18 protein-coding genes are annotated in these 23,764 nt (G+C 70.1%); 5 read left to right on the top strand and 13 right to left on the bottom strand.

All coding sequences use genetic code 11. The annotated features are described in order from the left end of the window. Positions 1–165: 165 nt before the first annotated feature. Entirely contained in the window at positions 166–1,710 is a 1,545-nt protein-coding gene (locus AB0B96_RS03365; protein ID WP_362896106.1) for a hypothetical protein, read from the bottom strand. 275 nt (positions 1,711–1,985) lie between these two features. Between AB0B96_RS03365 and AB0B96_RS03360 the strand changes: the two genes are divergently transcribed. Then, on the top strand, positions 1,986–2,822 hold the full coding sequence (locus tag AB0B96_RS03360) for a polysaccharide deacetylase family protein (RefSeq protein ID WP_362896104.1): 837 nt from the start codon (positions 1,986–1,988) through the stop codon (positions 2,820–2,822). 10 nt (positions 2,823–2,832) lie between these two features. Here the strand turns inward: AB0B96_RS03360 and AB0B96_RS03355 are convergent, their stop codons facing one another. The 5 genes from AB0B96_RS03355 to AB0B96_RS03335 form a co-directional block, all read right to left on the bottom strand. After that, on the bottom strand, positions 2,833–4,038 hold the full coding sequence (locus tag AB0B96_RS03355) for an acyltransferase (RefSeq protein WP_362896102.1): 1,206 nt from the start codon (positions 4,036–4,038) through the stop codon (positions 2,833–2,835). Positions 4,039–4,119: 81 nt separating this feature from the next. Continuing rightward, positions 4,120–5,670, bottom strand: coding sequence for a glutamine-hydrolyzing GMP synthase (guaA, locus tag AB0B96_RS03350; RefSeq protein WP_362896100.1), 1,551 nt, complete (start codon positions 5,668–5,670; stop codon positions 4,120–4,122). 178 nt (positions 5,671–5,848) lie between these two features. After that, entirely contained in the window at positions 5,849–6,748 is a 900-nt protein-coding gene (locus AB0B96_RS03345) for an SDR family NAD(P)-dependent oxidoreductase (protein WP_362896098.1), read from the bottom strand. Positions 6,749–7,030: 282 nt separating this feature from the next. Next, positions 7,031–7,570: a GNAT family N-acetyltransferase gene (locus tag AB0B96_RS03340; protein WP_362896096.1), complete on the bottom strand. Its 540-nt coding sequence runs from the start codon at positions 7,568–7,570 to the stop codon at positions 7,031–7,033. Then, entirely contained in the window at positions 7,567–8,184 is a 618-nt protein-coding gene (locus AB0B96_RS03335; RefSeq protein WP_362896094.1) for a hypothetical protein, read from the bottom strand. Before AB0B96_RS03335 ends, AB0B96_RS03340 begins: the two co-directional genes overlap by 4 nt. Before the next feature lie 57 nt (positions 8,185–8,241). On the opposite strand from AB0B96_RS03335, the gene AB0B96_RS03330 reads away from it, so the two are divergent. Then, positions 8,242–8,760 carry a hypothetical protein gene (locus AB0B96_RS03330; protein ID WP_362896092.1) on the top strand — a complete coding sequence of 173 codons (519 nt, stop codon included), beginning with the start codon at positions 8,242–8,244 and terminating at the stop codon, positions 8,758–8,760. On the opposite strand, the gene cyaB is transcribed toward AB0B96_RS03330, so the two are convergent. The 3 genes from cyaB to AB0B96_RS03315 all read right to left on the bottom strand — a co-directional run bounded on the left by cyaB (position 8,757) and on the right by AB0B96_RS03315 (position 11,889). Continuing rightward, positions 8,757–9,311, bottom strand: a complete 555-nt coding sequence (gene cyaB / locus AB0B96_RS03325) for a class IV adenylate cyclase (protein WP_362896090.1) — start codon at positions 9,309–9,311, stop codon at positions 8,757–8,759. The two genes, AB0B96_RS03330 and cyaB, sit on opposite strands and share 4 nt — an antisense overlap. A 170-nt stretch (positions 9,312–9,481) precedes the next feature. Beyond that, positions 9,482–11,017 carry a DUF885 family protein gene (locus AB0B96_RS03320; RefSeq protein ID WP_362896088.1) on the bottom strand — a complete coding sequence of 512 codons (1,536 nt, stop codon included), beginning with the start codon at positions 11,015–11,017 and terminating at the stop codon, positions 9,482–9,484. A 47-nt stretch (positions 11,018–11,064) separates the two neighbouring features. Next, on the bottom strand, positions 11,065–11,889 hold the full coding sequence (locus AB0B96_RS03315; RefSeq protein WP_362896086.1) for an NAD(P)H-binding protein: 825 nt from the start codon (positions 11,887–11,889) through the stop codon (positions 11,065–11,067). Positions 11,890–11,982: 93 nt separating this feature from the next. Here AB0B96_RS03315 and AB0B96_RS03310 point away from each other — a divergent pair, with 93 nt between their 5' ends. Beyond that, positions 11,983–12,390 (top strand): helix-turn-helix domain-containing protein, encoded by a 408-nt coding sequence (locus AB0B96_RS03310; protein ID WP_362896084.1) that lies wholly within the window; start codon positions 11,983–11,985, stop codon positions 12,388–12,390. A gap of 50 nt (positions 12,391–12,440) precedes the next feature. Here AB0B96_RS03310 and AB0B96_RS03305 read toward each other — a convergent pair whose 3' ends face one another. The 4 genes from AB0B96_RS03305 to AB0B96_RS03290 all read right to left on the bottom strand — a co-directional run bounded on the left by AB0B96_RS03305 (position 12,441) and on the right by AB0B96_RS03290 (position 18,188). Next, a complete protein-coding gene (locus AB0B96_RS03305; protein ID WP_362896082.1) occupies positions 12,441–13,292 on the bottom strand; it encodes an RloB family protein in 852 nt (283 codons plus the stop codon). Further along, complete coding sequence (locus AB0B96_RS03300; protein WP_362896080.1) at positions 13,289–14,413, bottom strand: AAA family ATPase; 1,125 nt, start codon at positions 14,411–14,413, stop codon at positions 13,289–13,291. Before AB0B96_RS03300 ends, AB0B96_RS03305 begins: the two co-directional genes overlap by 4 nt. Before the next feature lie 341 nt (positions 14,414–14,754). Continuing rightward, positions 14,755–16,446, bottom strand: coding sequence for a GMC family oxidoreductase (locus tag AB0B96_RS03295; RefSeq protein ID WP_362896078.1), 1,692 nt, complete (start codon positions 16,444–16,446; stop codon positions 14,755–14,757). 161 nt (positions 16,447–16,607) lie between these two features. Continuing rightward, positions 16,608–18,188 carry a succinic semialdehyde dehydrogenase gene (locus AB0B96_RS03290; protein ID WP_362896076.1) on the bottom strand — a complete coding sequence of 527 codons (1,581 nt, stop codon included), beginning with the start codon at positions 18,186–18,188 and terminating at the stop codon, positions 16,608–16,610. Between the two features lie 89 nt (positions 18,189–18,277). On the opposite strand from AB0B96_RS03290, the gene AB0B96_RS03285 reads away from it, so the two are divergent. Together AB0B96_RS03285 and AB0B96_RS03280 are read left to right on the top strand one after the other, a co-directional pair. Further along, complete coding sequence (locus AB0B96_RS03285; RefSeq protein WP_362896074.1) at positions 18,278–20,503, top strand: beta-propeller domain-containing protein; 2,226 nt, start codon at positions 18,278–18,280, stop codon at positions 20,501–20,503. A gap of 204 nt (positions 20,504–20,707) precedes the next feature. Beyond that, entirely contained in the window at positions 20,708–23,620 is a 2,913-nt protein-coding gene (locus AB0B96_RS03280; protein WP_362896072.1) for a M36 family metallopeptidase, read from the top strand. Positions 23,621–23,764 lie beyond the last annotated feature (144 nt).

Below are 23,764 nucleotides of genomic sequence, written 5' to 3'. Positions count from 1 at the left end.
CTGCCCGCACCCTACGGACCGCTGACGGCTGCTCGCGCCCTGCGGATCGGAACGGGCGTGGTGCCCAGGAGACGCCTCCGGCATCTCACACCCGGTGACGGGCCGGATCCCGGGCGGCCCACCGGGACCTTCGGCTCTCCTGCGGAGCGGCTCGGGGAGCACCGCTCATCGGCGGGAGAGCAGGATCCCCGCCTCCCGCAGGAGCAGCGGAACGAACAGGACGCCGACAAAGATCGGCGACACCATGAACCGGAAGTCCGGCGCGGTGTTGGTGAGGATCACCCCGATCTGCTGCCCCGCGACCACGGCCGCCCCCGCGAGTGCCGCCCGGCTACCCGTCCGCCACCAGGCGAGCGCGGCCGTGGCGTAGGTGAGGTAGCACCAGAAGGGCGCCCGCCAGAGCAGCCATTCGAACTGCCTCACGGTGCTCGCGTCCAGCGCGAACAGCCCCGCGGCGAGCAGCCCTTCGGAGATCGGCCGCTGCCGCATCACCGAGGCCGCCGGGGAGCCCTCCCAGCCGTCGGGGAGCCGTGGGTCTCCCGGGGAGAAGCGGTAGAGCTCACCGCCGGGCTCGTCCGAGGTCGATCCGGGCTGCCAGGCGAGCGCGGCGCGGCAGATCCTGGCGCTCAGGATCGTGCCCGGCGCGCGGACCAGCAGTCCTCGCCACAGCTCCAGGATCTCGGACATCCGCTGTTCGGCCCGCGCGTGGCCGAACCCGGGATCGAAGAAGACCCGCGCCATGGTCTGGCAGGTCGCCCCCCGCCGCCAGACGTCGAGCGGGGCGATCTCCGCCAGGAGTTCCCGCTGCTCGCGGTCGAAGAGGTGGGGTCTCTCCCCGTACGCCACGGCGAGGTCGCCGAACACCGTCTGGTAGGCGAACGAGCGGGACGGCGACGCGATGCCCATCGCCGGGTAGCCGACGCTCAGCAGGAGCGGCGGCGCCGCCACCGCTCCGGCCGCGAGCGCCGCGACCCGCCGGCGGGCTCCCGGGCGGCCGGCCAGGAGCACGACGAGCGCGACGGCGGCGACCAGCGCCACGAGGAAGCCGTTGTTACGGAAGAGCCCCAGGCCGAGCAGTTCGGCCCCGAGGGCGGCGAAGCGCGGGTCCCACGCCCACCGGCCGCCCCCGCGTCCGGCCATCCTCCGCCCGCCGACCCCGGCTGCGTCCCGCACCCGGCCCTCACCTCGCACGACAGATCCAGACCGCAGCCCCGACCGGGCCATGAGCCGTACCGCGGTGCCGGCGGCCAGTACGGCGCACACGGTGAACGGCACGTCCTTCCACATCGACACCGTGAAGGCGCCGAGCGGCGGTGACAGCGCCGCGCACCCCACCGCCACGAGCAGCGGGCGTCCCCGTACCCCCAGCGGCCGGATCGCGCCCGCGAGGTGGGCCAGGGCGGCGGCCATCGCCGCCGTCTGCAGGAGGGTGACCGCGGACAGGTCGCCGGTCACCTTCAGGGAGAGCCCGAGCAGGGCGTCGTAGGCGACCGACTGCCCGGCCACCCAGGGGCCCGTCGTGACGTGCGCGACGTAGGTGACGGAGTCGGGGCTCATCAACCCGGGGTGGAAGCCGAGCCACCAGCCGAGCAGCGCGAGCTGGGCGGTGGCGTAACAGGCGAGCGTGAACCGCCGGTCGCGGGCCGGCGCCCCATCGGTCGCTCCGAGCCCTTTATCGACCGGTTTCAAGCTCGCCGTACTGATCGTCATTTTTTCCCAGCGCGCTCCTCCGGGGGACCGACGCCCATCATCGAATACGTCCGAGGTGCGACCCGCACGCCCACGACCCGCTATACACACTCATGACCTGGGGAAACGTCAAGTTTGTGCTGAGCGAAGACGGCATGCCCCGGCCGCGGGAGAGCGTGCCTTTCACAGGACATCGTGACGCTTCTGCCCCAGGAGGCATCAGGCACCTCGATAGGATGCCCATTCGACCGACGTCGATTTGACCCGGAGCTCCCCTCATGAAGTCTCCTGTCCGAATGTTGCTGGCCACATCCTGTGCGCTGGCCATGATTTCCGTCCCGACCACCGCGTGGAGCGCGGAGAAGCCCGAACCGAAGGCCACCACGGCGAGCAAGGCCAAGCCCGCCCCCAAGGCCAAGCCCGCGCCGAAGCCGAAGCCCGTGGACTGCGGGAAGGTGAAGTGCATCGCGCTCACCTTCGACGACGGCCCCGGCAAGTACGCGGACAAGCTGCTCGACACCTTCAAGAAGTACAAGTCCAAGGCGACGTTCTTCCTTGAGGGCCAGTACGTGAAGTCCCGCCCCGCGTTCGCCAAGCGGATGGTCACCGAAGGCCATGACATCGGTAACCACAGCTACACCCACCCGCACCTGCGGGAGATCTCGGAAGACAAGATCCGCGAGGAACTCACCAAGACCCAGGACATCGTCAAGAAGGTCACCGGCAAGTACCCGACGACGATTCGCCCGCCCTACGGCGAGTTCGACGAGCGGGTCTCGGCGATCGCCACCCAGATGAACATGCCGATCATCCTGTGGAACGGCGGCTCACGAGACTGGGCGACCAAGAACGAGAAGGCCATCTACGACGAGGTGCTCAAGAACGCCAAGCGTGACGGGGTCATCCTCATGCACGACTGGGTGGAGCAGACCGTCAAGGTGATGCCGAAGCTGCTGACCGCGCTCCAGAAGCAGGGCTACCACGTGGTGGCCGTCTCCTCGCTGCGCGGCGCCAAGGCCACCCAGCCCGGGGACGTCTACCCCGTCGGCTCCGAGAAGGACAAGGACCTGCCCACCGAGTCGCCCACCGGCGACCCCGAGGACTACGCCCAGTCCCCCGAGGACGGCTCCTGAGCCGAAACCCTCACCGCGCGGGGGCGACCTCGCTGGAGGACGGCCTCCGGGCCACCCGCCTGCCCAGCCGCTGCATGGGAAGCTCCACGTAGCGGTAGGTGAGCAGGCTCAGGCCGAGCACCACCAGCACGAACGCCACCGACAGTGAGACCTGCACCACCTGCCCCGCGTTCCGCACGTCACCGACGACGACGTGCGCGATCCGCAGGAGCGGGTGGTGCAGCAGGTAGACCGAGTAGCTGACCAGGCCCAGCCAGACGAGGAACCTGGGCAGCCGGCGCTCGCGCAGGGCCATCGCACCCGCGAACGACGCCCCGGCCAGCGCGATGGTGGTGAACCACGGCCCCGGCTGCACCCACCACCAGCCCGCCTGCTCCGCCCAGACCGGCGCCAGCGCCACGAGCACGGTCGCCGCCGCCACCGGCCAGAGCCCACCCGAGCCCTGCTCCCAACGGCGGATCGCGGTCCCGGCGAACATCACCGACAGGATCGCCGCACCGAACCACGGCACGAAACTCGAAAAGATCAGAAGCACCAGCGCCGTCGCGCCGAGGACGTACGCGGCGGTCCTCCTGAACCGGCCGCCGATCAGGCCCGCCAGTCCCACGAAGAACAGCACCCCGGACACGTACGCGGGCCAGGGGCCCTGTAGCAGCGGTGCCGTCAGCACCAGCCCCACCGCGACCGCGACGGCACCGAAGCCCACCGCGAAGGTCCCGCTCGCGCGGTGCAGCCCGCCGACGAACAGCGCGGTGACGACCAGGTAGAAGACCATCTCGTAGGAGAGCGTCCACATGGTGTCGGCGAGGCCGCCTCTGCCCACCACGTCCAGCAGCATCGTGGCGTGCGCGGCCACCGACGACAGGTCCCTGGGCACCTGCTCGCGGACGGGCATCCAGAACGCCGTCACCAGGACGAACGCCGAGACCAGCAGGTAGATCGGGTAGAGCCGGAACACGCGGCTGATCCAGAACGCCCTGACATCGCCGTGCCGCTCCAGCGAGACCGGGATGATGTATCCGCTGACCAGGAAGAACACCAGGACGCCGTACATCCCGAGGTTGAACCAGTACGGTCTCAGGGCGGGCATGAACCAGGGCAGCATGTGCTCCAGCAACACGGCGACCGCGCCGATGCCACGCAACGCGTCGAGCCACGCCAGGCGGGCGACGGCGGTCTTGGGGGAGTCTGCGCCGATGGGGGTGGTGGAAGACACCCACCCCAACTTACCTTCCGGCCCACCGCCAAACGGCGCCAACCGCCGAGGAGATCCCTCCCCCGTCGCCCGCCGAGGCGGCTACTCCCACTCGATGGTGCCCGGGGGCTTGCTGGTCACGTCGAGCACCACCCTGTTGACCTCGCGGACCTCGTTCGTGATGCGGGTGGAGACGCGGGCGAGCACGTCGTACGGGACACGCGACCAGTCGGCGGTCATCGCGTCCTCGCTGGAGACCGGGCGCAGGACGACCGGGTGACCGTAGGTGCGGCCGTCGCCCTGGACGCCCACCGAACGGACGTCGGCGAGCAGGACGACCGGGCACTGCCAGATGTCCCGGTCGAGACCGGCGCGCGAGAGCTCCTCGCGGGCGATGGCGTCCGCCTCGCGGAGGATCTCCAGACGCTCGCGGTTCACCGCGCCGATGATGCGGATGCCCAGCCCGGGGCCGGGGAACGGCTGGCGCCAGACCATCGCGGCGGGCAGGCCCAGCTGCTCCCCCGCCCGGCGCACCTCGTCCTTGAACAGAGCCCGGAGCGGCTCCACCAGCGAGAAGCGGAGATCGTCGGGGAGGCCGCCGACGTTATGGTGGGACTTGATGTTGGCGGTGCCGGTGCCGCCGCCGGACTCGACCACGTCGGGGTAAAGAGTGCCCTGGACGAGGAAGTCGACGGGGCCGTCGGCGAGGATGGCGCGCTGCTCGTCCTCGAAGACCCTGATGAACTCGCGACCAATGATCTTGCGCTTCTCCTCGGGGTCGACGACCCCGTCGAGCGCCTTCAGAAAGCGCTCGTGGGCGTCGACCACGCGCAGCTTGACGCCGGTGACGGCCACGAAGTCGCGCTCGACCTGCTCCGCCTCACCCTTGCGCAGCAGCCCGTGATCGACGAAGACGCAGGTCAGCCGGTCGCCGATCGCCCGCTGGACCATGGCGGCGGCCACCGCGGAGTCGACCCCGCCGGACAGACCGCAGATGGCGCGACCCTTGGGGCCGATCTGGGCGCGGATCGCCTCGACCGCGTCCTCGACGATGTTGACCATCGTCCAGGAGGGACGGCAGCCCGCCGCGTCCAGGAAGTGCTTCAACACGGTCTGACCGTGCTCGGAGTGGAGGACCTCGGGGTGGAACTGGACGCCGTACAGGCCCAGCTCGGGGTGCTCGAAGGCGGCGACGGGCGTCTGGGCCGTCGCGGCGGTGACCGTGAACCCCTCGGGGGCGGCGGAGACGCTGTCACCGTGGGACATCCAGACCGACTGCGCGGCGGGCAGCCCCGCGAAGAGCACACCCTCCTCCTCGACGTCGAGGTGGGTGCCGCCGTACTCGGCGGTGCCGGTCCTGGCCACCTTTCCGCCCAGTTCCTGGGCCATGACCTGGAAGCCGTAGCAGATGCCGAAGGTCGGCACGCCGGTCTCGAACAGGCCCGCGGGGGCGGCGGGGGCGCCCTCGGCGTACACCGAGGAGGGGCCGCCGGACAGGATGATCGCCTTGGGCTTCTTCGCCATCATCTCCTCGACCGGCATCGTCGAGGGGACGATCTCGGAGTAGACGTGGCATTCACGCACCCTTCGCGCGATCAGCTGCGCGTACTGCGCGCCGAAGTCGACGACCAGGACCGTGTCGAACTCAGACACCAAGACCCCCAAAAGGAACAGAGCGGTGTCCCCAGTCTATCGGCGCCCGTCAGCCCGCCTGCTCACAGCCGAAAAGATCTCCCGCCGCCCCGCTCACCCGGACCAGGAAGGACTCCTCCCCGTCCGCGACAGAAAGGAATTCCCCTCCACCCGCGCCTGGAAAGGGCCCCACAGCCCTCTACCCGCGCCCCGGAATGCCTCCCCCGCCGTCGCGCCCACCCGCACGGTCCCCCCGGCCGGAGAACGAGGGCAGCGCCCCGGCGATCAGTGCCTCGGTCTGCTCACGCAGGATCTCCGCGTAACCCGGGTGGGTGAGGACCAGGAAACGCTCCTCGCGGATGGCGGCCACCGCGGCGCGGGCCACCTCGGCCGGGTCGATGCCCTCCTCCACCAGGCCGCCGATGATCGCGGCGGAGACCTCCTCGTCCTCGTCCTCGGCGCGTCCGGCGGCCACCAGGTTCTCCGGCCGGTGGCGGCCAGAGTGGTTGAGGCCGGTACGCACCCCGCCGGGGCACAGCGCGGTCACCCGGAGCCTGGAGCCGGCCGTCGCGAGATCCTGGGCGAGGGACTGCGAGGCGGCGAACGCGGCGTACTTCGAGACCGAATAGGGCCCCAGGTAGGGGATGGCGAACAGTCCCGCGGCGGAGACGGTGTTGAGGACGTGCCCCTCGGTGTCCTGGTCGATCATGCGGGGCACGAAGGCCCGGATGCCGTGGAGGATGCCCCACAGGTTCACCCCGAGCGGCCAGGCGAAGTCCTCCGGCTCCCTCGTCCACATCCGGCCGCCCTGGAAGACCCCCGCGTTGTTGCACAGCACGTGAACCGCGCCCAGCTCGCCGAACGTACGGTCGGCGAGGTGCTCCACGGCCACCGGGTCGGAGACGTCGGTGATCTCGGTGAGGACCTTGCCTCCGTCGGTGCTCGCCTCCACCAGTGAGGCGGTGTCCGCGAGATCTCCCGGCTCGACGTCGGCGAGCATGAGGGACATCCCCTCCGCGGCCAGGCCCAGCGCGAGCGCTCTCCCGATCCCGCCGCCCGCCCCCGTGACGACCGCGACCTTGCCCGAAAACTCCCGCATGGCGCTTCCTCCCAGCCCGATGGTTCACGGATCGTCGTACCTCCAGGCCGCTGATTCACACCTCGCGCTCCTCCGGTTCGTGCTCTCCCTGACGATCGATGGCCCCCAAGGCCAACGTGAAGCCCACCACCAGCCAGCGACGAAGCGTCCCTCATCCCCGGCATCTACCTGGTCTTCAACGGCGCGCCACCGCCGTCGTGAGCATCCCCCAGTAGTCCGGACACCGATTGATGGATCTGTTTCTCGGCGAAGGGGGCGGGATGCCACCGGCGCTCCTAACGGCTACTGTCCGTCCAGCTCCAGCAGCAGGGCATCGGAAACTCGGGCGTCGGGCGCGGGCCGTACGGGGCCCACCAGTTTCCACCCCCACCGCTGGTACATGGCGTGCGCGGGAGCGGCGGGATTGGCCAGCAGCGTCGCGTAGGGCGTGCTCTGCTGGGTGAGCAGCGTCTCCAGGAGCTGCCGACCGATACCGCGCCATCGGTAGTCCTGGTGAACGTTCAGCTCGATCACCGCGAACTTGGGTGCGGCCATCACTTCCGGGGTGGGGAGCGTGGCCTCCCCTCCCCACCATCGGCCTGCCGCGAACGCGAAGCCGAAACTGAAGCCCACAAGCTGCGCCCCGGATCGCGCCGACACCAGGGTGAAACTGTCACTCGTCACCTGCTGGCCCGTGCGCTGAAGAAATCTTTCGCGACTGTAGAGCGGCCCGGACAAATAGGGCGGTTCGGCGTGGTTCACCAGATACAGGCTCACATACTCATCGGTAAGTATCTCGGCTGCGGCGTCACCAGTTACGTGCTGGTATTCGATGTCGGTCACATGTCCTCTTTCGCTGCGTTCAGGGCGAGCCGTTCCCGGTACGCGGTTATGGCGGGTTGCGCTTTATGGCCCGGCGGGACAGCGTCAGCCACACCGCGAGCGACGTGCAGCACAAACTGTGACATGTCCTCTGGCGCGATGCTCTCCACGATTGCGGCGGCTTGGTTCAGCCCTTCGGTGACGTCTCCGTCCACGACTGCCGTTGTCGCCTGGTGCAGGCGGATTTGCGCGATTTGCCGCTTATGGCTGGGTGGGTAAGCGCGGAGTGCCTCCTGCTGTGCGGATGCCGCCAAGGAGTCCTCGGTCAGGGTCATGACGAGAGAGCGGGTGTGCAGCAGTCGGGGCTCTGGCCAGCCCTCCAGGGTTTCGTTGCCGGTGACGGAATCGGGGAGCGTGGCGAACACATCAGCCTGCCGGTTCAAACTGGCACGCGCCCCTGCATGGTCTCCCATGAGCGCGAGTGCGTGAGCACGGGCACCGAGCGCTGCGGCTGCGGCCCGGCCTGGCCGGTCGGCGGTGAGGGCGAGAGCCTTGTCGGTGCGTGACACCACCAGCACCAAAGGCCGGCCTTCGTAGAGCGCTTGGATGGCTTCGTAGGCGTGGGCTGCGGCCACGAACTCGTCGTCGCCGGTCTGAGTAGCTGCTCGGCGAGCATTCCGTGCCGGGTCGCCATGGCGGCGCTCGATACCCAGCCGCGGACGTGGTTCCTGGCGGTGTACGTGCCCAGCCGCGACCGCGGCCAGACCAAGACCGTCCGCAAGCAGACGTTCATCGCGTCGCTGCTGGAGGCGCTGGAGGCTCTACCGGCCGAACAGCACGACCACCTGGTGATCGGCGGCGACTACAACGTGATCGCCGCCGACCACGACCCGCTGCACCCGGGGTTCCTGCCGTTCGAGTTCGCCATGCTGGCCACCCTGGAGGCCCGGGGATTCCTCGACGCTCATAGCCATTGTTCGCCGGGCGTGCATGCCTACAGCTGGATCGGCCGCACCGGCGACGGCTACCGCTACGACTACTTCCACGTCGGCCCGACCCTGGCCGGCCTCGTGCGCTCGTGTACGTACCTGCACGAGACCAGGCAGGAGAAGCTGACGGATCACGCGGCGGTCCAGCTCGTCATGGACGTGAAAGCGGCCCTCTTGCCGTGCACCGACCCGACCGGATCCGGCGAGCTGCCGCTGTTCTAGGCCGGGGTCAGCGCGGCGCGTACCAGCGAGTCGTAGGTGTCGGTCATTCGCTCCAGGGCGACGCCGAGCGACCGCGCGAAGCCGTCCAGCTCGGCCTGCACGGCGGTGCCGGACTCCTGCCCGCTCACCGTGCGCTCGATCTCCACGAAGGCCCCGGCGTGCTCCACCTCGTCAACGCAGATCGTCATGTCCCCCAACGCCGCGGTGCGGCGGGTCTTCACGATCCGGACCGTGGGGTGGAATCCCATGAGGGTGATGGCGTGGTGCATCTGTTCACGGTCGGCGACCGCGGTTTCGTGCTCCAGGCATGCCATGGAGTTGTCCACGGGCCGCTTCACAGTGAACAGGTGTTGGCCGCTCTGGGTGCGTAGCCGGGCGAACGACCGGCCGATCTTGGAGTCGGCGTAGGTCCACCCGTCTTCGGCGTACGCCTGGTCGTCCTGGTGCGTGGGCGCCGACAGCAGCGCTCCCCGTTGCGCGAGAGCGTCCTCCAGTGCCGCCAGGTCACTCACCCGGTATTTGACCTCGATCTCCTGCACCCCGTGCGTCACGGCTGCCTCCCTGGTCTCTGTAGTGACTCAGGGAGCCTACGGGAGCACCGAGACCCTTACCTGGGGAACGATGCCGACCCCACCAAACTGGTGGGATCGGCCGCCGTTCCGATCGTCGTCGATGGTCGAGCGGCCCTCGACCCCGACCTGTGGGGTGAGGCCGGATGGAGCTATCGGACGTTGGGGCGGGCCTGAAGGGCGTGGCCGAGGAGGCCGAGGGGCGGGGAGCCGAGGTCGAGCATCGCGGTGTGGAAGCGGTTGAGACCGAAGCCGGGACCCCACTCGGCCCTGGCGCGGTCACGCAGGTCGAGGATCTCCAGCTTGCCCCAGGTATAGCGGCCGTAGGTGGGGTCGAAGGTGGCCCGCGCCGCCTCCGACAGGGCCGCGGGACCGGCGAGGTGGGTGTCGGCGGCGAACCGGCGGGCCCCCTCCTCGACGGTCATCGCACCGGAGTGCACGCCGATCGCGCAGGCCAGCCGGGTCACCCTGATGAGCGCCTCCAGCCACACGCCGATCTCGAAGCGCGGGTCACCCGGAGCGAAGTCCTCCTCGACGCAGAGCTCCTCCGCGTAGTGCGCCCAGCCCTCCGCGAAGGAGAGCGACATCAGCGTCCGCCGCACGTCGGAGCGGGCGTGGCGCAGGGCGCGGCCGTGGGAGAAGTGCCCGGGGGCGACCTCGTGCACGTTGATCGCGGGAAGCGTGGTCTCGCTGAAGACCTCCAGCCACTCCTCGATGTCGCGCTCGGGCCACGAGGGGTCGGGCGGGGTGACGTGGTACCACGAGGGACCGTCCGGCTCGCCGGGTGCCGACCAGTTCATCATCGCCATGCCCCACCGGCGCGACTCGGGCGCGATGCCGACCAGGCACTCCCCGTCGTGATAGGGCACCAGGTCCTTCTCCCTGGTGAAGGCGATCGCCCTCTCGGTGCCGATCCTGGCCGCCTCGACCACACCGTCGGGGTCGGGGTGCTGCCTGACGAGCTCGCGCGCGACCTCAAGCGGCGGCCGTCCCGCGAATCCCAGCGCGGCGCACGCCTCCGCCAGCCTGGCCATCAGGCGGTCGCGCTCGGCGTCGGCGCGCTCGGCGAGCCGTCCCAGGTCGACCGGGAGCCCTTCACCACCACTCATGAGCCTGGCGAGCCCCTCGGCGCCGAGGGAGGCGTCCGGGTCGCCGTCGTGCGCGGCCTTCTCGACATGCTGCACCAACCTGGCATGTGCCCTGAACGCCGCCTCACGCACACTCTCCTCGGCGTCCCCGGGAACCCCGGAGGCCAGACCGCGCACCACTCCGAGCAGGGCGGTCGCGACGGGCGCGCTGAGCAGGTCGAGTGAGGCGATCGCGCCGTCCACCGCCTCCGGCCAGCGGGCCAGGTGCGCGAGCTTGGCGGCGTTCCGCTCGGCCTCGGGGGCGTACTCGCGGTCGTAGGTGGCCAGGTCGAGGTTGCCCACATGCTCCAGAGGGTTGCGGCGGTGCAGTTCCAGCTCGCCGAACTGCACCCGTACGGCCTCCTCGAAGATCTGCAGGTGCGCCGCGTCGTACGGATCGGCGGGCAGCGGTCCCCGGCCCAGCGCGGCCAGCCCGGTGCGCACCCCCTCGGGCGAGAGGTCCTGGATGAGGCCGTCGTACTCGTGCCGCCCGGCCATTTCCCTGACGCCTGAGACGGTGAGGTCGCACACCGCACGAAGGCGGCCGTCGAGTTCGCTCATGACCGCGACGCTATCTCAGCGAACCCTCCCGAACCCGGGAGTAAGCACTATCCGGACGACTTCCCGGTGATGATCTCCAGGGCGGGGCGGGGTGCCGTACCGAGCAGGCTTCGCAGGTCGCCGTCCGTGCCCTCCATGAAACCGTTCGCGATCGAGGAGTAGGTGCCCACCAGCATCGGGACCTGGAAGAACGCCAGGCCCAGGGCGGTGAACGCCTCGCGGGCCTCGGCGAGGGTGCTCGGCTCGTACGAGACGGTGCTCCCGGGGGCCTCGGTGAGAGCGGCGGCCAGCTCCGCGCCGCCGACCGCCTCCTCCCCGACCAGCTCGTAGGTCCGGCCCGCGTGCGCGGAGGCGTCGGTCGCGACCAGGGCGGCCACGTCCGCCAGGTCCTCGCGGGCCACCGCGGCGAGCCGTCCTGAGCCCAGCGGCGCGGTGATCCTGCCGTCCACGACGGGCGCGAGCGTCGCCAGCAGCTCGGCGTAAAGGCCGTTGCGCAGGATCGTCCAGTTCGCGGTCCCCTCACGGAGCCTGCGCTCGGTCCAGCGGTGGGCGAGCGCGTAGGCCAGGTGGTCACCGGCGGCGCTGAGGCTGGTGTAAACGATGTGCGAGACCCCGGCCTTCTCCGCCGCCTCGATCGCCGCGCCGTGCCTGGCGATCACCACGTCGTCCTCACCGTAGCCCGCGGAGATCAGCAGCAGCGTGTCGACTCCGGTGAAGCCCTCCCGCAGCGAGGCGGGGTCCTCGAAGTCGATCAGGCGGCTCGGTGTCCCCGCGGGGACCGCCTCGGGGGCGCGGCTGCCGATCACCACGTCGTCCCGCCCCGCCAGCCGCGCGGCGACGAGCCGCCCCAGTGCGCCCGTCGCCCCTGTCATGAGAATCATGGAATCTTCCCCGTGTGAGTGGTTCTCTTCGGTAACCGGGTCCATCATCGATAACCAGGACGCGTGGCATAAGGAGGCACTTCGATGTCAGTGGGGCACACCGCGGTAACCACGGAGCCGGTCGTCTCCTGCGGGGACGAGGACTGCGGCATCCGCGAGGTCCTCGACCGGATCGGCGACAAGTGGTCGGTGCTGGTGATCGTGGAGCTGGCCCAGGGGGTGCGCAGGTTCCGCGAACTCCAGCGGGCCGTCCCCGGCATCTCGCAGCGGATGCTCACCCTGACCGTACGCCGCCTGGAGCGCGACGGCCTGATCTCCAGGACCGTCCACGCCGTCGTCCCGCCACAGGTCGACTACGAGCTGACCTCGACCGGGCACAGCCTCACCCACCTGGTGCGGGCCCTCGCCGACTGGTCGGCCGAGCACCGCGACGGCATCGCCGAGTCGCGCCGCCGCTGGGACGCCACCCACCCCGACTCCGGCATCCGCTGAGATCCGCCGGAATTTCCGGTCTTACGTGCATCCGAGATGCACGTAATGGCCTAGACGGATGTGGAAGAGATTGCTTCCGTCTCTGCAGGCGCGCCTTTGCCGGGTTTCCGCCCGTCGATTCCCAGCGTGACCAACAAGCGCCACATGTCGGTGGACGGATCGCGTTGCAGGACCTGGCACTCCGGGGCATGTCCGGAACGAGCTGCCCACTCTTGAGGAGGCTCAGGTTCGGTCTTGAGGTCGACCGGCCCGATCTTCGCACGATCGGGCGCGCAGAACCCCTGTGGGCAGGAGGTCACCAAACTTCGGGCATGCATCACCGCCTTGCCCTCCCGTCCTTTCAGGGCGTCGCGCCGAGCACCCTTGGTGCTCTTCTCTCCCTTCTTGCCATAGTCCTTGAAGGCGTCCGTGCCCCTGGCCTGCCGCAGCTTCTCGACCACGATCTTGCCATTGCCACTCTGTGCCCCTCCGAACATCTGGAAGTGCAGCAGTAACCACAGGTCGAATGACGGGTGCGAGAAGGCGAGCTCGACCTTGGAGGCGGCGGCGGCCTTGACCGCCTGCGGGATGTCATTCCACCGATCACGGTCGAAGAGCGCCCATGCCTCATCCTCACCCGCGACTTTCCTTACGGCTTCGACGATCCCCGAAGGCGTCCTTCCATCCCTGCGGGGGACGAGCTGGATTCGGAAGGATTGCCGCCCCTGACCACCGTCCCCGAACTGGTCGTTCAGGTAATCCAGGTAATCCGGTTCGGTGGATTCGCCCTCGCAGGCCACGTACAGCACCCGTACCTCACGCGAGTGCGAGCCGAGTCTCGGAGTCAGCGGACGCTCGTCTTCCAGGCGTCCGCGTCTTCTCCGCCTTCCCGGCTCGCGCTCTTTCCCCGCCCGTTTGCTCACGCCGTCGCCTTCGCCTCTTGCCTGGACAGTTCACGGACGATTTTTCCGGCGGTTACCCGAGGCACTCCGCCATAGCGGCCACGCAGGTAACCGCGCTCCAGGTTCTCTTCCTTACGTGGCTTGGCCTCTGTCAGCGGGTACAGCTCGGTCTCTCCTGAGCGCTGTTTCACCGTGATCCACACCTGATCACGATTGAGCGGCCTGTCGAGCACCTCGCTGCCCAGCAAGGTCGCGTCGTGCGTCGTGAAGATGAGTTGTGCACCGTGTGGGTTGGACCCGGGGTCCTGGAAGACCCGTACGACCTCGGCCGCGAGTGTGGGGTGCAGACTCGAATCCAGCTCGTCCACCAGCAGGACCGACCCCTGGTCCAGCACGGTGAGCATGGGTCCGAGAAAGGCGAACCAGGCATGGGTGCCCAAGGACTCCTCTGTGTGAAAGTCCAACGCGGTCTCTCCGCCATCCGGTGTGCGATGCCACAGTCTGATCTCCCCGGTCTCGGGGTCCGTGTCGAGGCGGGTGACCCCCAGGTCGGCCGATTGCAGCAACCGAGTGATCCGCTGGTGGTAATTCGTCTCCTGATCCGAGCGGGTGAGGAGCCGCTTGGTCCAGTCCACCCGGGCGTTGAGATCTCTTCCCGGTGTCACCAACCACAGGTTGTCGAGGAACCATCTGTGTATCGCGGACAGCTGCGGATCGTTGAGAGTCGCGCCGACGGACAGGAACAGGGCGTTGGGGCGGGTCAACCTGACCAGGGATTCCCGTTCTCCTCTGAATCCCTCTCCCCTGAAGATGAACTCCCCTCCTTCCGACTCGGGGCGGCCCGCCTCCCGGTCGAACCAGACGTTGCGGCGACCATGTGGATATGAGTGAAGCCACTCCGCCTCCACCCGCTCGTCCGACAGCTCGAAGCCATAGGTGTAGCGGACAGGATCCCTGCCCAGGGCGAGATCCACCTCGAACAGGGTCGTCTCCTCGCGACATGCGGGATCGAGCTTGAAGGACTGCCGGGGAACCACCTCCGGCGTCTTGGCCCAGTCGGCGAACGAGTCTCGCACCGCATCGCGCATGAGCCGGAAACCACTGAGCAGGTTCGACTTCCCCGACGCGTTGGCTCCGAACACGCCCGCCACGGGTTGCGCAGAAACATCTCGCCCACGGTGTTTGAGGCCGGTCCTGCGTCCCGCGCTCTCATCGAACTCAGTCGCGATCAGGGACAGCTCATGCTCATTACGGATGGACCGGTGGTTGGCCATCCGGAAACGGATAAGCACCGTAGACCTCCTACCGGGACAGGGCTTTTCGCACTGTCATCTGCGTTCTGGTGCACAAAGTCTGCACGTAACAGCCTATGACGCTCCCCTGACGGATGCCAGCACAGAATTACCATGTTCTCTGGAGTCCGGCCCGATGGTTGTCGAATCCGCGGTAGATCACCCGGCGCGTCGAATCGCGCGGCGACCCGTCAGGTGATGTCGACGACGGGAAGGCGGAGGGCGCCGGGGGCGGCGGTGGGGACGGCGGGGTTCGCCGGGGCGACGGGTGTGAGGCGGGCGTACGGGGAGCCCTGGGCGGGGCGGGTGTCGGGCTCTCCCCGGTTGGGCCACAGCGCCATCGCACGTTCGGCCTGTGCGGTGATGGTGAGGGAGGGGTTGACGCCCGGGTTGGCGGAGACCGCGGAGCCGTCGACGACGTGCAGCCCCGCGTAGCCGTGGACGCGGTGGTAGGGGTCGATCACCCCGGTGTCCGGCCCGGCGCCGATGGCGCAGCCGCCCAGGAAGTGGGCGGTGGCCGGGATGTCGAACAGGTCGAGCCAGGAGCCCGCGGGCACGCCGCCGACCTCCTCGGCCGCGTGCCGGACGAACTCGTGACCGGCCGGCAGCCAGGTGGGGTTGGGGTCGCCGTGGCCCCGCTGCGAGCGCAGCCCGCGGCCGAACACGCCCCTGCGCGAGGACAGGGTGATCGAGTTGTCCTTGGCCTGCATGACCAGCGCGATGATGCCGCGCTCCGACCACCGGCGGTGGTTGAACATCCTCGCGGCCCGACGCGGCGCGCGCATGGCCTCGCCGAGGAACCTGAGCCAGCGCGGGGCGCCGCCTCCGTCGACGAGCAGGGTGCGGAGCATGCCCATCGCGTTGGAACCGTCGCCGTAGCGGACCGGCTCGATGTGCGTGTGGGCGTCGGGGTGGATCGAGGAGGTGATCGCCACCCCCCGGTTGAGCTTCTCCCCCGTGACCGAGAGGCGCTCGAATCCGAGCAGCGCCTCGGAGTTGGTCCTGGTGAGGGCCCCCAGGCGGTCGGAGAGGCCGGGCAGCGCACCCGAGGATTTGAGCCGGTGCAGCAGGCTCTGGGTGCCGTACGTCCCCGCGGCGAAGATCACGTGCTCGGCGGTGAGCACCCGGCGGCGCCAGGGCGCTCCCGTCCTGCGCACCTCGACCCGGTAGCCGCCCTCGATCGGGGCGACCGAGGTGACCGTGGCCTCGGCGAAGACCTTCGCCCCGGCCCGCTCCGCGAGGTGGAGGTAGTTCTTGACCAGCGTGTTCTTGGCGCCGTGGCGGCAGCCCGTCATGCACTCGCCGCACTCGGTGCACCCCCTGCGGCGCGGCCCCGCGCCGCCGAAGTAGGGGTCGTCCACCTCGACGCCGGGGGTGCCGAAGAAGACTCCGACCGGCGCGAGGTGGAAGGTGTCGCCCACGCCCATCCGTTCGGCGACCGCGCGCACCACCTCGTCGGCCGGGGTGACGGTCGGGTTGAGCGTCACGCCCAGCATGCGCGAGGCCTGGTCGTAGTACGGGGCGAGCTCGGCCTTCCAGTCGGTGATGGACGACCACTGGGCGTCCTGGAAGAACGCGTCCGGCGGCTCGTAGAGGGTGTTGGCGTAGACCAGGGAGCCCCCGCCGACCCCGGCGCCCGCCAGGACCATCACACCGGTGCCCTTCTCGCCCCGCAGCACATGGATGCGCTGGATGCCCTTCAGGCCCAGCGCCGGAGCCCACAGGAAGTCGCGGATCCGCCAGGAGGTCCTGGGGAGCGTGGTCTCGTCGAAGCGGCGGCCCGCCTCGAGCACGGCGACCCGGTAGCCCTTCTCCGTCAGGCGCAGCGCCGAGACGCTCCCGCCGAACCCCGATCCGATCACCAGCACGTCGTGGTCGAACACGGCGGCTCCCTTCGAACGACGACCTCCGACGGCCCCGGCCGGCCCGGCGACCTTGACGGCCCTCGGCGGCCCAGGCTCCGCGTCTTCGGCGCGGCCGCCCGGGAAACCTCGTGCCCCGGACGGCCCAGGCGACTCCGCGCTCCCGGGCGGCCCCGTGACGCTCACTTCAGGCGGAGCGTCTTCATCAGCTTGAAGGCGGTCGCGAGGGTGTCGGCGTACTTCTCGTACGCCATGCCGAGGACCGGTTCGAAGCCCAGCCAGGGCGCCTGGCTGGAGACGGTCTGTCCCTCGGTGTATCTCAGCAGCCCCTCGGTCCCGTGGCGGCGGCCGAGGCCCGAGGACTTCATGCCGCCCATGGGCGCGTCGTAGGAGGCGTAGGCCGAGGCGTACCCCTCGTTGATGTTGACCGTGCCCGCCCTGATCCGGGAGGCGAGCGCCCGCCCGCGCGGCACGTCGCGGGTCCAGACGGAGGCGTTGAGCCCGTACGCGGTGTCGTTGGCCCGCTCGACCGCCTCGTCGTCGTCGCCGAAGCGGTAGATCGCGACGACGGGGCCGAAGGTCTCGGCGCGGCACATCTCCATGCTCTCGTCGACGCCGGACAGGACGGTGGGCTCGTAGAACAGCGGGCCGAGGTCGGGGCGGGCCTTGCCGCCCGCGAGGAGGGTGGCGCCCTTCGCGACGGCGTCGTCCACGTGAGCGCCGACCGCCTCCAGCTGCCGCGCGGAGGAGAGCGAGCCCATCTGCACGTTCCAGTCGAGCCCAGCGCCGAGCCGCATGTTGCCGACCTGCCGGACGAACCGTTCCACGAACGCGTCGTACGCGGAGTCGTGGACGTAGAGCCGCTCGACCGAGAGGCACAGCTGTCCGGCGTTGGTGAAGCAGGCGCGCAGCGCGCCCTGGGTGGCGGCGTCGAGGTCGGCGTCGTCGAGCACGAGCATCGGGTTCTTGCCGCCGAGTTCCAGCGAGCAGCCGATCAGCCGCTTCGCCGCCTCCTCGGCGATCTTCCTGCCGGCCCGGGTCGAGCCGGTGAACGCCAGGTAGTCGGCGTCGTCGAGCAGTGCCTCGCCCACCTCCGCGGGGTCGCCGAGGACGACCTGCCAGATGTCGCGGGGCATGCCGAGGGAGACGAGCAGGTCGATCGTCCACAGCGTGGACAGCGCGGTCTGGGTGTCTGGCTTGTGGACCACGGCGTTGCCCGCGAGCAGCGCGGGGACGGCGTCGGTGACGCCGAGCGAGAGCGGGTAGTTCCACGGCGAGACCAGGGCCACCGTTCCCCGGGGCCGGCGCGCCTCGACCGTCCTGGTGGCGACGGGCAGGATCCCCGCCCGTTTCTTCGGCTCCAGCAGGCCGGGGGCCCGCCGCGCGTAGTACAGGGTGCAGCCCGCGACGTCGAGGACCTCCTCGAAGGCGTGCCTGCGGGCCTTGCCGGTCTCCCACTGGACCACGTCGAGGATCTCCTCGCGGCGGTCGAGGATGGCGTCGTGCAGGCGCAGGAACGGCTCGGCACGCTCCCGCGCGGACCTGGCCGCCCACTCCCGCTGTGCCTGTCGCGCCGAGGCGTGGGCGGCGCGGACGTCGTCGGCGGTGGAGACGGGCATCTCGGCGAGGACCTCGCCGGTGAACGGCGCCGTGATCTCCCGCGTCCTGCCGCCGGAGGTCACGTGCCGTAGGACGCGCTCGATCATGCGGGGGTCGAGGACCCGTGTCATCTCTGCCCGTGTCATTTCAGGGGGAACGGCCATGTTCGCAGCGTAATCGTGGGAGGCGTGCCGTGACTACCGGCGAGTAGCACGGTGTTGAACCGCATGCTCTCCCGATCCGTCGTAGGGGCATGAGGACATCGATTCGTACGGCCGGCGCGGTCACCCTCGCCGCGGCCCTGCTCGCCACGGCGTGCAGCTCGACGGAACCGAAGACCGCCGCGGGTCGTACGGCACCGGTCGAGCTGGGAGACGTCAAGCTGGTCTCCTACCGCGGCTGCGACGACATGCTGGCCGGTCTGCGCGCGGCGACGGCCGAGAACGTCGGCCCCTGGGGGATCGGCGGCCCCGCGGTCATGTACGCGGAGGCGCGGTCGCTCGCCTCCGACGCCGCGGCCAAGAGCGGGTCCGGCGCGCCCGAGCACTCCACCACGAACACGCACGAGGCCGGGGTCGACGAGCCCGACCTGGTGAAGACCGACGGCGAGCGGGTCGTCGTCGTGAACCGCGGCGTGCTGCGGGTGGTGGACGCCGCGACCAGGAAGGTCACCGGCACGCTCAGGCTCGTCGACGCCGAGCAGGCGTGGGTTCCGGCCGATCTGCTGGTCAGCGGCGACCGGGCGCTGGTGCTGTTCTCCGGCGGCGGAATCATCCCGTACGGCGCGACGGCCAAGCGCGCGGCGAGCCCCGGACCGCGCTACGTCCTCGTCGACCTGTCGGGGAAGCCGAAGGTGATCGGCTCGCTCACCCCCGACGGCGCCCACGTGGACGCGAGGATGGTCGGCTCGACGGTGCGCGTCGTGGTCCGCAGCCAGCCGCGGATCGAGTTCCCCGACCCCGGCCCCGACCTGTCGGAGAACGAGCGCACCCGGCGCAACGCGGAGATCGTCGCGAAGGCGCCGATCGAGGCGTGGCTGCCGAAGTACGAGCTGACGACCGCCGACGGCGTGACCTCGGACCGTACGGTCGACTGCGGCCAGGTCAGCCACCCCGCGGAGTACACGGGGACGTCGATGCTGACCGTGCACAGCCTCGACCTGTCGCAGGCCCTCGCCGAGACGTCCCCGATCAGCGTCGCGGCCGACGGCGACACCGTCTACGGGACGGGCTCCAGCCTGTACGTGGCGAGCAACCCGCGCTGGTGGTGGCCACGGCCGGTCGATCTGCCGATCGTCGAGGACGCTCCCGCGACCTCCGAGCCGTCCGAGCCGTCCGACTCCGCGACCGTCACCGCCGTCCCGGGGACGTCGACCGGCGCGCCCGACTCGGCACCGACCGCCGCGCCCTCCCTGACACCGAACGCCGCGTCGACCTTGACACCCACCCCCGCCGTCACCCCGGCGTCCGTCTCGAACGCCGAGCCGGCCCCGAGCCTGCTCCCCGAGCCGCCCGCCTCACCGGTCCCCGACCCGTCGGTGACCGGCGCGACCCCACCGAGCGACCCCGCCGCACCGACCGTCGCCTCGCCCACCCCGGTGCCCGCGACGACCCCGGAACAGCCGCCTGAGGAGACCGAGGTCCACCGGTTCGACATCACCGCGGCCGGGGCACCCCGCTACGTCGCCTCGGGCAAGGTCTCCGGCAGGCTGCTCAACCAGTACTCCCTGTCGGAGCACGAGGGACACCTGCGGGTCGCCACCACCTCGACGAACGGGCAGGACAGTTCAAGCGCCGTCTACGTGCTCGACGCCGACACCCTGGCCAAGACCGGCGAGGTCGGCGGGCTCGGGCGGGGCGAGCGGATCTACTCGGTCCGCTTCATCGGCCCGGTGGGCTACGTGGTGACGTTCAAGCAGGTGGATCCGCTCTACACGCTCGACCTGCGCGACCCCGCCGCGCCGAGGAAGACGGGCGAACTGAAGATCACCGGCTACTCGGCGTACCTGCACCCGGCGGGTGACGGGCGGCTGATCGGTGTGGGCCAGGAGGCGAGCGAGCAGGGCCGTACGCTCGGCACCCAGGTCTCCCTGTTCGACGTGAGCGACCCGGCGAACCCGCGCCGCCTGTCGCAGATGTTCCAGAAGGACTCGGGCTCGGAGGCCGAGTGGGATCCGCACGCCTTCCTGTACTGGGCCAGGACGGGCATGGCGGTCCTCCCGCTGAGCTCGTGGGGAGGTTCCGAGCCGACCAACGGGACCGCCCTGGTCCTCAGGATCGACGACTCCGCGGTCACCAGGACCGGCACGATCAGTCACCCCAGGCCCAAGCCGGTGGAGAACACCCGCTTCGCCGCGTACGATCCCGGCATCCGCCGCTCGGTCGTGATCGGCGAGAGCCTGTGGACGGTCTCCGACCTGGGCCTCAAGGTCAGCGACATGAAGGACCTCGCCGACCAGGCGTGGATCCCCTTCTCCTGAGCCCGGCTCCCGAAGCCTCGGATCCGCGCCCCCGGCCCACCGCCGGGGGCGCGTCCTGTTATGTGCCTTGCGAGCCCCTATAACACCGATATACACACCTTTACAAGATCTTGTCAGGACACTTGAATCGGTGTTACCTCTTGCCCACCACACGTGATCCGCGTGTGCCATGGCCGACGACGGCCAGCTTTCGCAGGAGGATCGGTGTCGACCAAACCCTGGTCACGCGTTACCGTCATCGCCGCCGCCACAGCGGCGCTCTTCATTCCCCTGCCGGGGGTCGCCCAGGGCGAACCCGGTGGCCAGCCTCCCAAGCCCCACGACTTCCAGTCGGAACACAGCGCCAAGCCCGACCTGGACAACCGGCGCGGCAGCGTCGCACCCCCGGCCTCGCTCTCCAGATCCGCGACCGCGAGCACCGCGACGATCCGGTGGAACGCCCTCGGCACCCCGGCCGTCATCACCGACTCCGCCCCCCTCGCCGAGGGCCTGGACGCCGACCCCGAGCGGGCCGCGCGAGCCTACCTCAAGGCGAACGAGAACCTCTTCGGGCTCTCCGGCGAGGCCGTGGACGCACTGGAGAAGATCGCCGCCAACCCCATCGGTGACGGGTACGCCGTACTGCTGCGGCAGAGGTTCGGCGACCTGCCCGCGGGTGTGGACGGGCAGGTCGTGATCGGGGTGAAGGGCGGCAAGGTCCTCCACGTCACCTCGACGCTCTCGCGCTCCTCCGAGGCGCCTCCCGCCGCCAGGCTCACCGAGCAGCAGGCGCTGGAGATCGCGGCCAGGGACGGCGGGATCGACCTGGCCACGGCCACCGTGAAGAAGGTCACCGCCACGGCGGTGCCCGCACCCGACGGGACGCACAACGCGTTCCAGGTCGTCCTGATCGGCGGCGGCGAGGGCGAGCCCGCCGCGTACACGACGCACGTGGACGCGGTCAGCGGCGAGATCCTCACCCGCGAGAACCTGGTGGACCACCACAGCGCGCCGGACGACCCCAGGTGGAAGGCGTTCACCGCCAATCCCCCCGCCGACTACTCCTCCACCGACACCCGCGCGACGTGGTGCGCCAAGGCGGGCCCCGGCTGTGACGTGATCGGCGCCGACCCGGCCACCGGCAAGGCGTGGGACGTCGACCACGCCACGAACACCCCGACGAACACGAGCGTCGGCAACGCCGCCAAGACCGTGGAGAACCGGGCCAGCGGCGACGCGTTCTCCGTGGGCACCCGCAGCAACGTGGCCACCCCGAGCCGCGACTACGTCTACCCGTGGACCAACAGGTGGTTCACCGCCAAGTGCGACCCGGCCGTCCTTGACCAGCCGGGCGAGGCCGACCTCGAAGCCGCGATGTCCAACCTGCACGTCATGCACAACCGCATGCACGACTGGTCCTACCGGCTCGGCTTCACCGAGACCGCCTGGAACATGCAGAACGACAACGGCGAGCGCGGCGGCCTCGGCGGCGACCCCGAGCAGGGCAACGCCCAGGCGGGCGCCCGGGTGCTCAGCGTGCGCGACAACGCCAACCAGATCACCGGCCCCGACGGTGTCGCCCCCATCACCAACATGTACATGTGGCAGCCGATCGCGGGCTCGTTCTACTCGCCCTGCGTGGACGGCGACTACGACATGTCGGTGATCGGGCACGAGTACACCCACGCGATCTCCGGTCGCATGATCGCCGGCCCGAACGCCGGGTGGAGCGGCGCCCAGGCCGGGGCGATGAACGAGAGCACCTCCGACCTGTTCGCGATGGAGTACCTCTCCGAGTACGGCTACCGTCCCGCGGGCGACACCCCCTACGTCACCGGCGGCTACGTCACCGGCGACAGGAAGGCGGGCATCCGCAACTACGACATGTCCAGGTCCCCGCTGAACTACAGCGACATCGCGTACGACATCGTCGGCCAGCAGGTGCACGCCGACGGTGAGATCTGGTCGGCGACCCAGTACGGCGTGCGCAAGGCCTTCGTCCAGAAGTACGGCGAAGGCACCCCCGCCAAGCAGAAGGCGTGCGCCGAGGGCAAGACCCCGCTCGGGCAGTGCCCGGGCAACCGCCGCTGGGCGCAGGTCTCCTTCGACGCGCTGCTGCTGATGGCCTCCGGCTCGGTCAGCTACGTCGACCACCGCGACGCGATGCTCGCGGCCGACGTGATCCGCTTCGGCGGCGCGAACCAGGCCATCATGTGGCGCGCGTTCGCCGAGCACGGCCTCGGCCAGGGTGCGGCGAGCGCGGGGAGCAACGACCCGGACCCGACGCCGAGCTTCGTCGACCCGGTCGGCAAGAACGGCAGGATCCAGCTCAAGCCGCTGCTTGAGGCGAAGGACGCGGCGCTCCGGCTGTACGTCGGCGACTACGAGGGCCGCGTGGTGCCGGTGGCCGACACCGACCCGGCGACCGAACTCGGCGACACCGTCGAGATGACCCCGGGGGTCTACGACTTCGTGGTCGTGGGCAACGGGTTCGGGCACACCCGGGTGAAGTTCGCGGTGCTGCCCGGCGTGAAGCTGCCGCTACCGCTCGCGCTGCCGAAGAACCTCGCCTCGGCGGCGCTGGGCGCGACCGCGACCGGTGACGGCGTCAACCAGGCCAAGCTGATCGACGAGACGGAGGCGACGAACTGGGCCTCGCTCACCGCTCCGGTCAAGGGCAGGTCCGTCACCGTGGACCTGGCCGGCACCAAGCCGGAGAAGATCCGCCGCGTGCAGGTCAGCGCCATGCTCAGGCCGCCCGCGCCGAGCGACCCGGCCGACCCCGGCACCCAGAACCGCTTCAGCGCCCTGCGCGCCTTCGAGGTCCTGGCCTGCGACGCCACCAAGAAGGACTGCTCGTCACCCGCGTCCTTCTCGGTCGTCTACACCAGCCCGTCCAACGCCTTCGAGACGCGCAGGCCGCGTCCTCGCGGCGCCGACCTGCTCATCGAGTCCTTCAAGATCCCCACGACCACCGCGACCCACCTCACCCTGCGGGCCGTCTCCACCCAGTGCACCGGCAACCCCGTCTACGCCGGTGAACAGGACGCCGACCCCAACTCCGCCACCGACTGCGCCACGGCGAGCCCCGCCAGGGACCACCTGCGCGCGGCCGAGTTCCAGGCCTTCACCCGCTAGTCCCGCTCCCGGAGTCCCCGGGTCCCGAGCTTCTCGGGACCCGGGGACCTCCCGGTTTCCGGGTGCCGGTTCCGCGATCTCCCGGTTCGAGGTCCTCCTTCGCGAGGGCCGGTTGCGGAGCCCTCCGGTTCGAGAACCTCCGTC

Origin of the sequence: Streptosporangium sp. NPDC049046 (assembly GCF_040649155.1) — a bacterium.
Lineage (GTDB): Bacteria > Actinomycetota > Actinomycetes > Streptosporangiales > Streptosporangiaceae > Streptosporangium.
The sequence above is the reverse complement of the archived record's forward strand: the minus strand, read 5'-3'. Positions and strand labels throughout refer to the sequence as shown.

Excerpts from the sequence above, each read along its gene's own strand:
- AB0B96_RS03290 (WP_362896076.1), bottom strand. The coding sequence starts at position 18,188 with ATGGCCGTTCCCCCTGAAATGACACGGGCAGAGATGACACGGGTCCTC.
- AB0B96_RS03345 (WP_362896098.1), bottom strand. The coding sequence starts at position 6,748 with ATGCGGGAGTTTTCGGGCAAGGTCGCGGTCGTCACGGGGGCGGGCGGC.
- AB0B96_RS03360 (WP_362896104.1), top strand. The coding sequence starts at position 1,986 with ATGTTGCTGGCCACATCCTGTGCGCTGGCCATGATTTCCGTCCCGACC.
- AB0B96_RS03315 (WP_362896086.1), bottom strand. The coding sequence starts at position 11,889 with ATGACAGGGGCGACGGGCGCACTGGGGCGGCTCGTCGCCGCGCGGCTG.
- AB0B96_RS03310 (WP_362896084.1), top strand. The coding sequence starts at position 11,983 with ATGTCAGTGGGGCACACCGCGGTAACCACGGAGCCGGTCGTCTCCTGC.
- AB0B96_RS03285 (WP_362896074.1), top strand. The coding sequence starts at position 18,278 with ATGAGGACATCGATTCGTACGGCCGGCGCGGTCACCCTCGCCGCGGCC.
- AB0B96_RS03320 (WP_362896088.1), bottom strand. The coding sequence starts at position 11,017 with ATGAGCGAACTCGACGGCCGCCTTCGTGCGGTGTGCGACCTCACCGTC.
- AB0B96_RS03365 (WP_362896106.1), bottom strand. The coding sequence starts at position 1,710 with ATGACGATCAGTACGGCGAGCTTGAAACCGGTCGATAAAGGGCTCGGA.
- AB0B96_RS03330 (WP_362896092.1), top strand. The coding sequence starts at position 8,242 with ATGGCGGCGCTCGATACCCAGCCGCGGACGTGGTTCCTGGCGGTGTAC.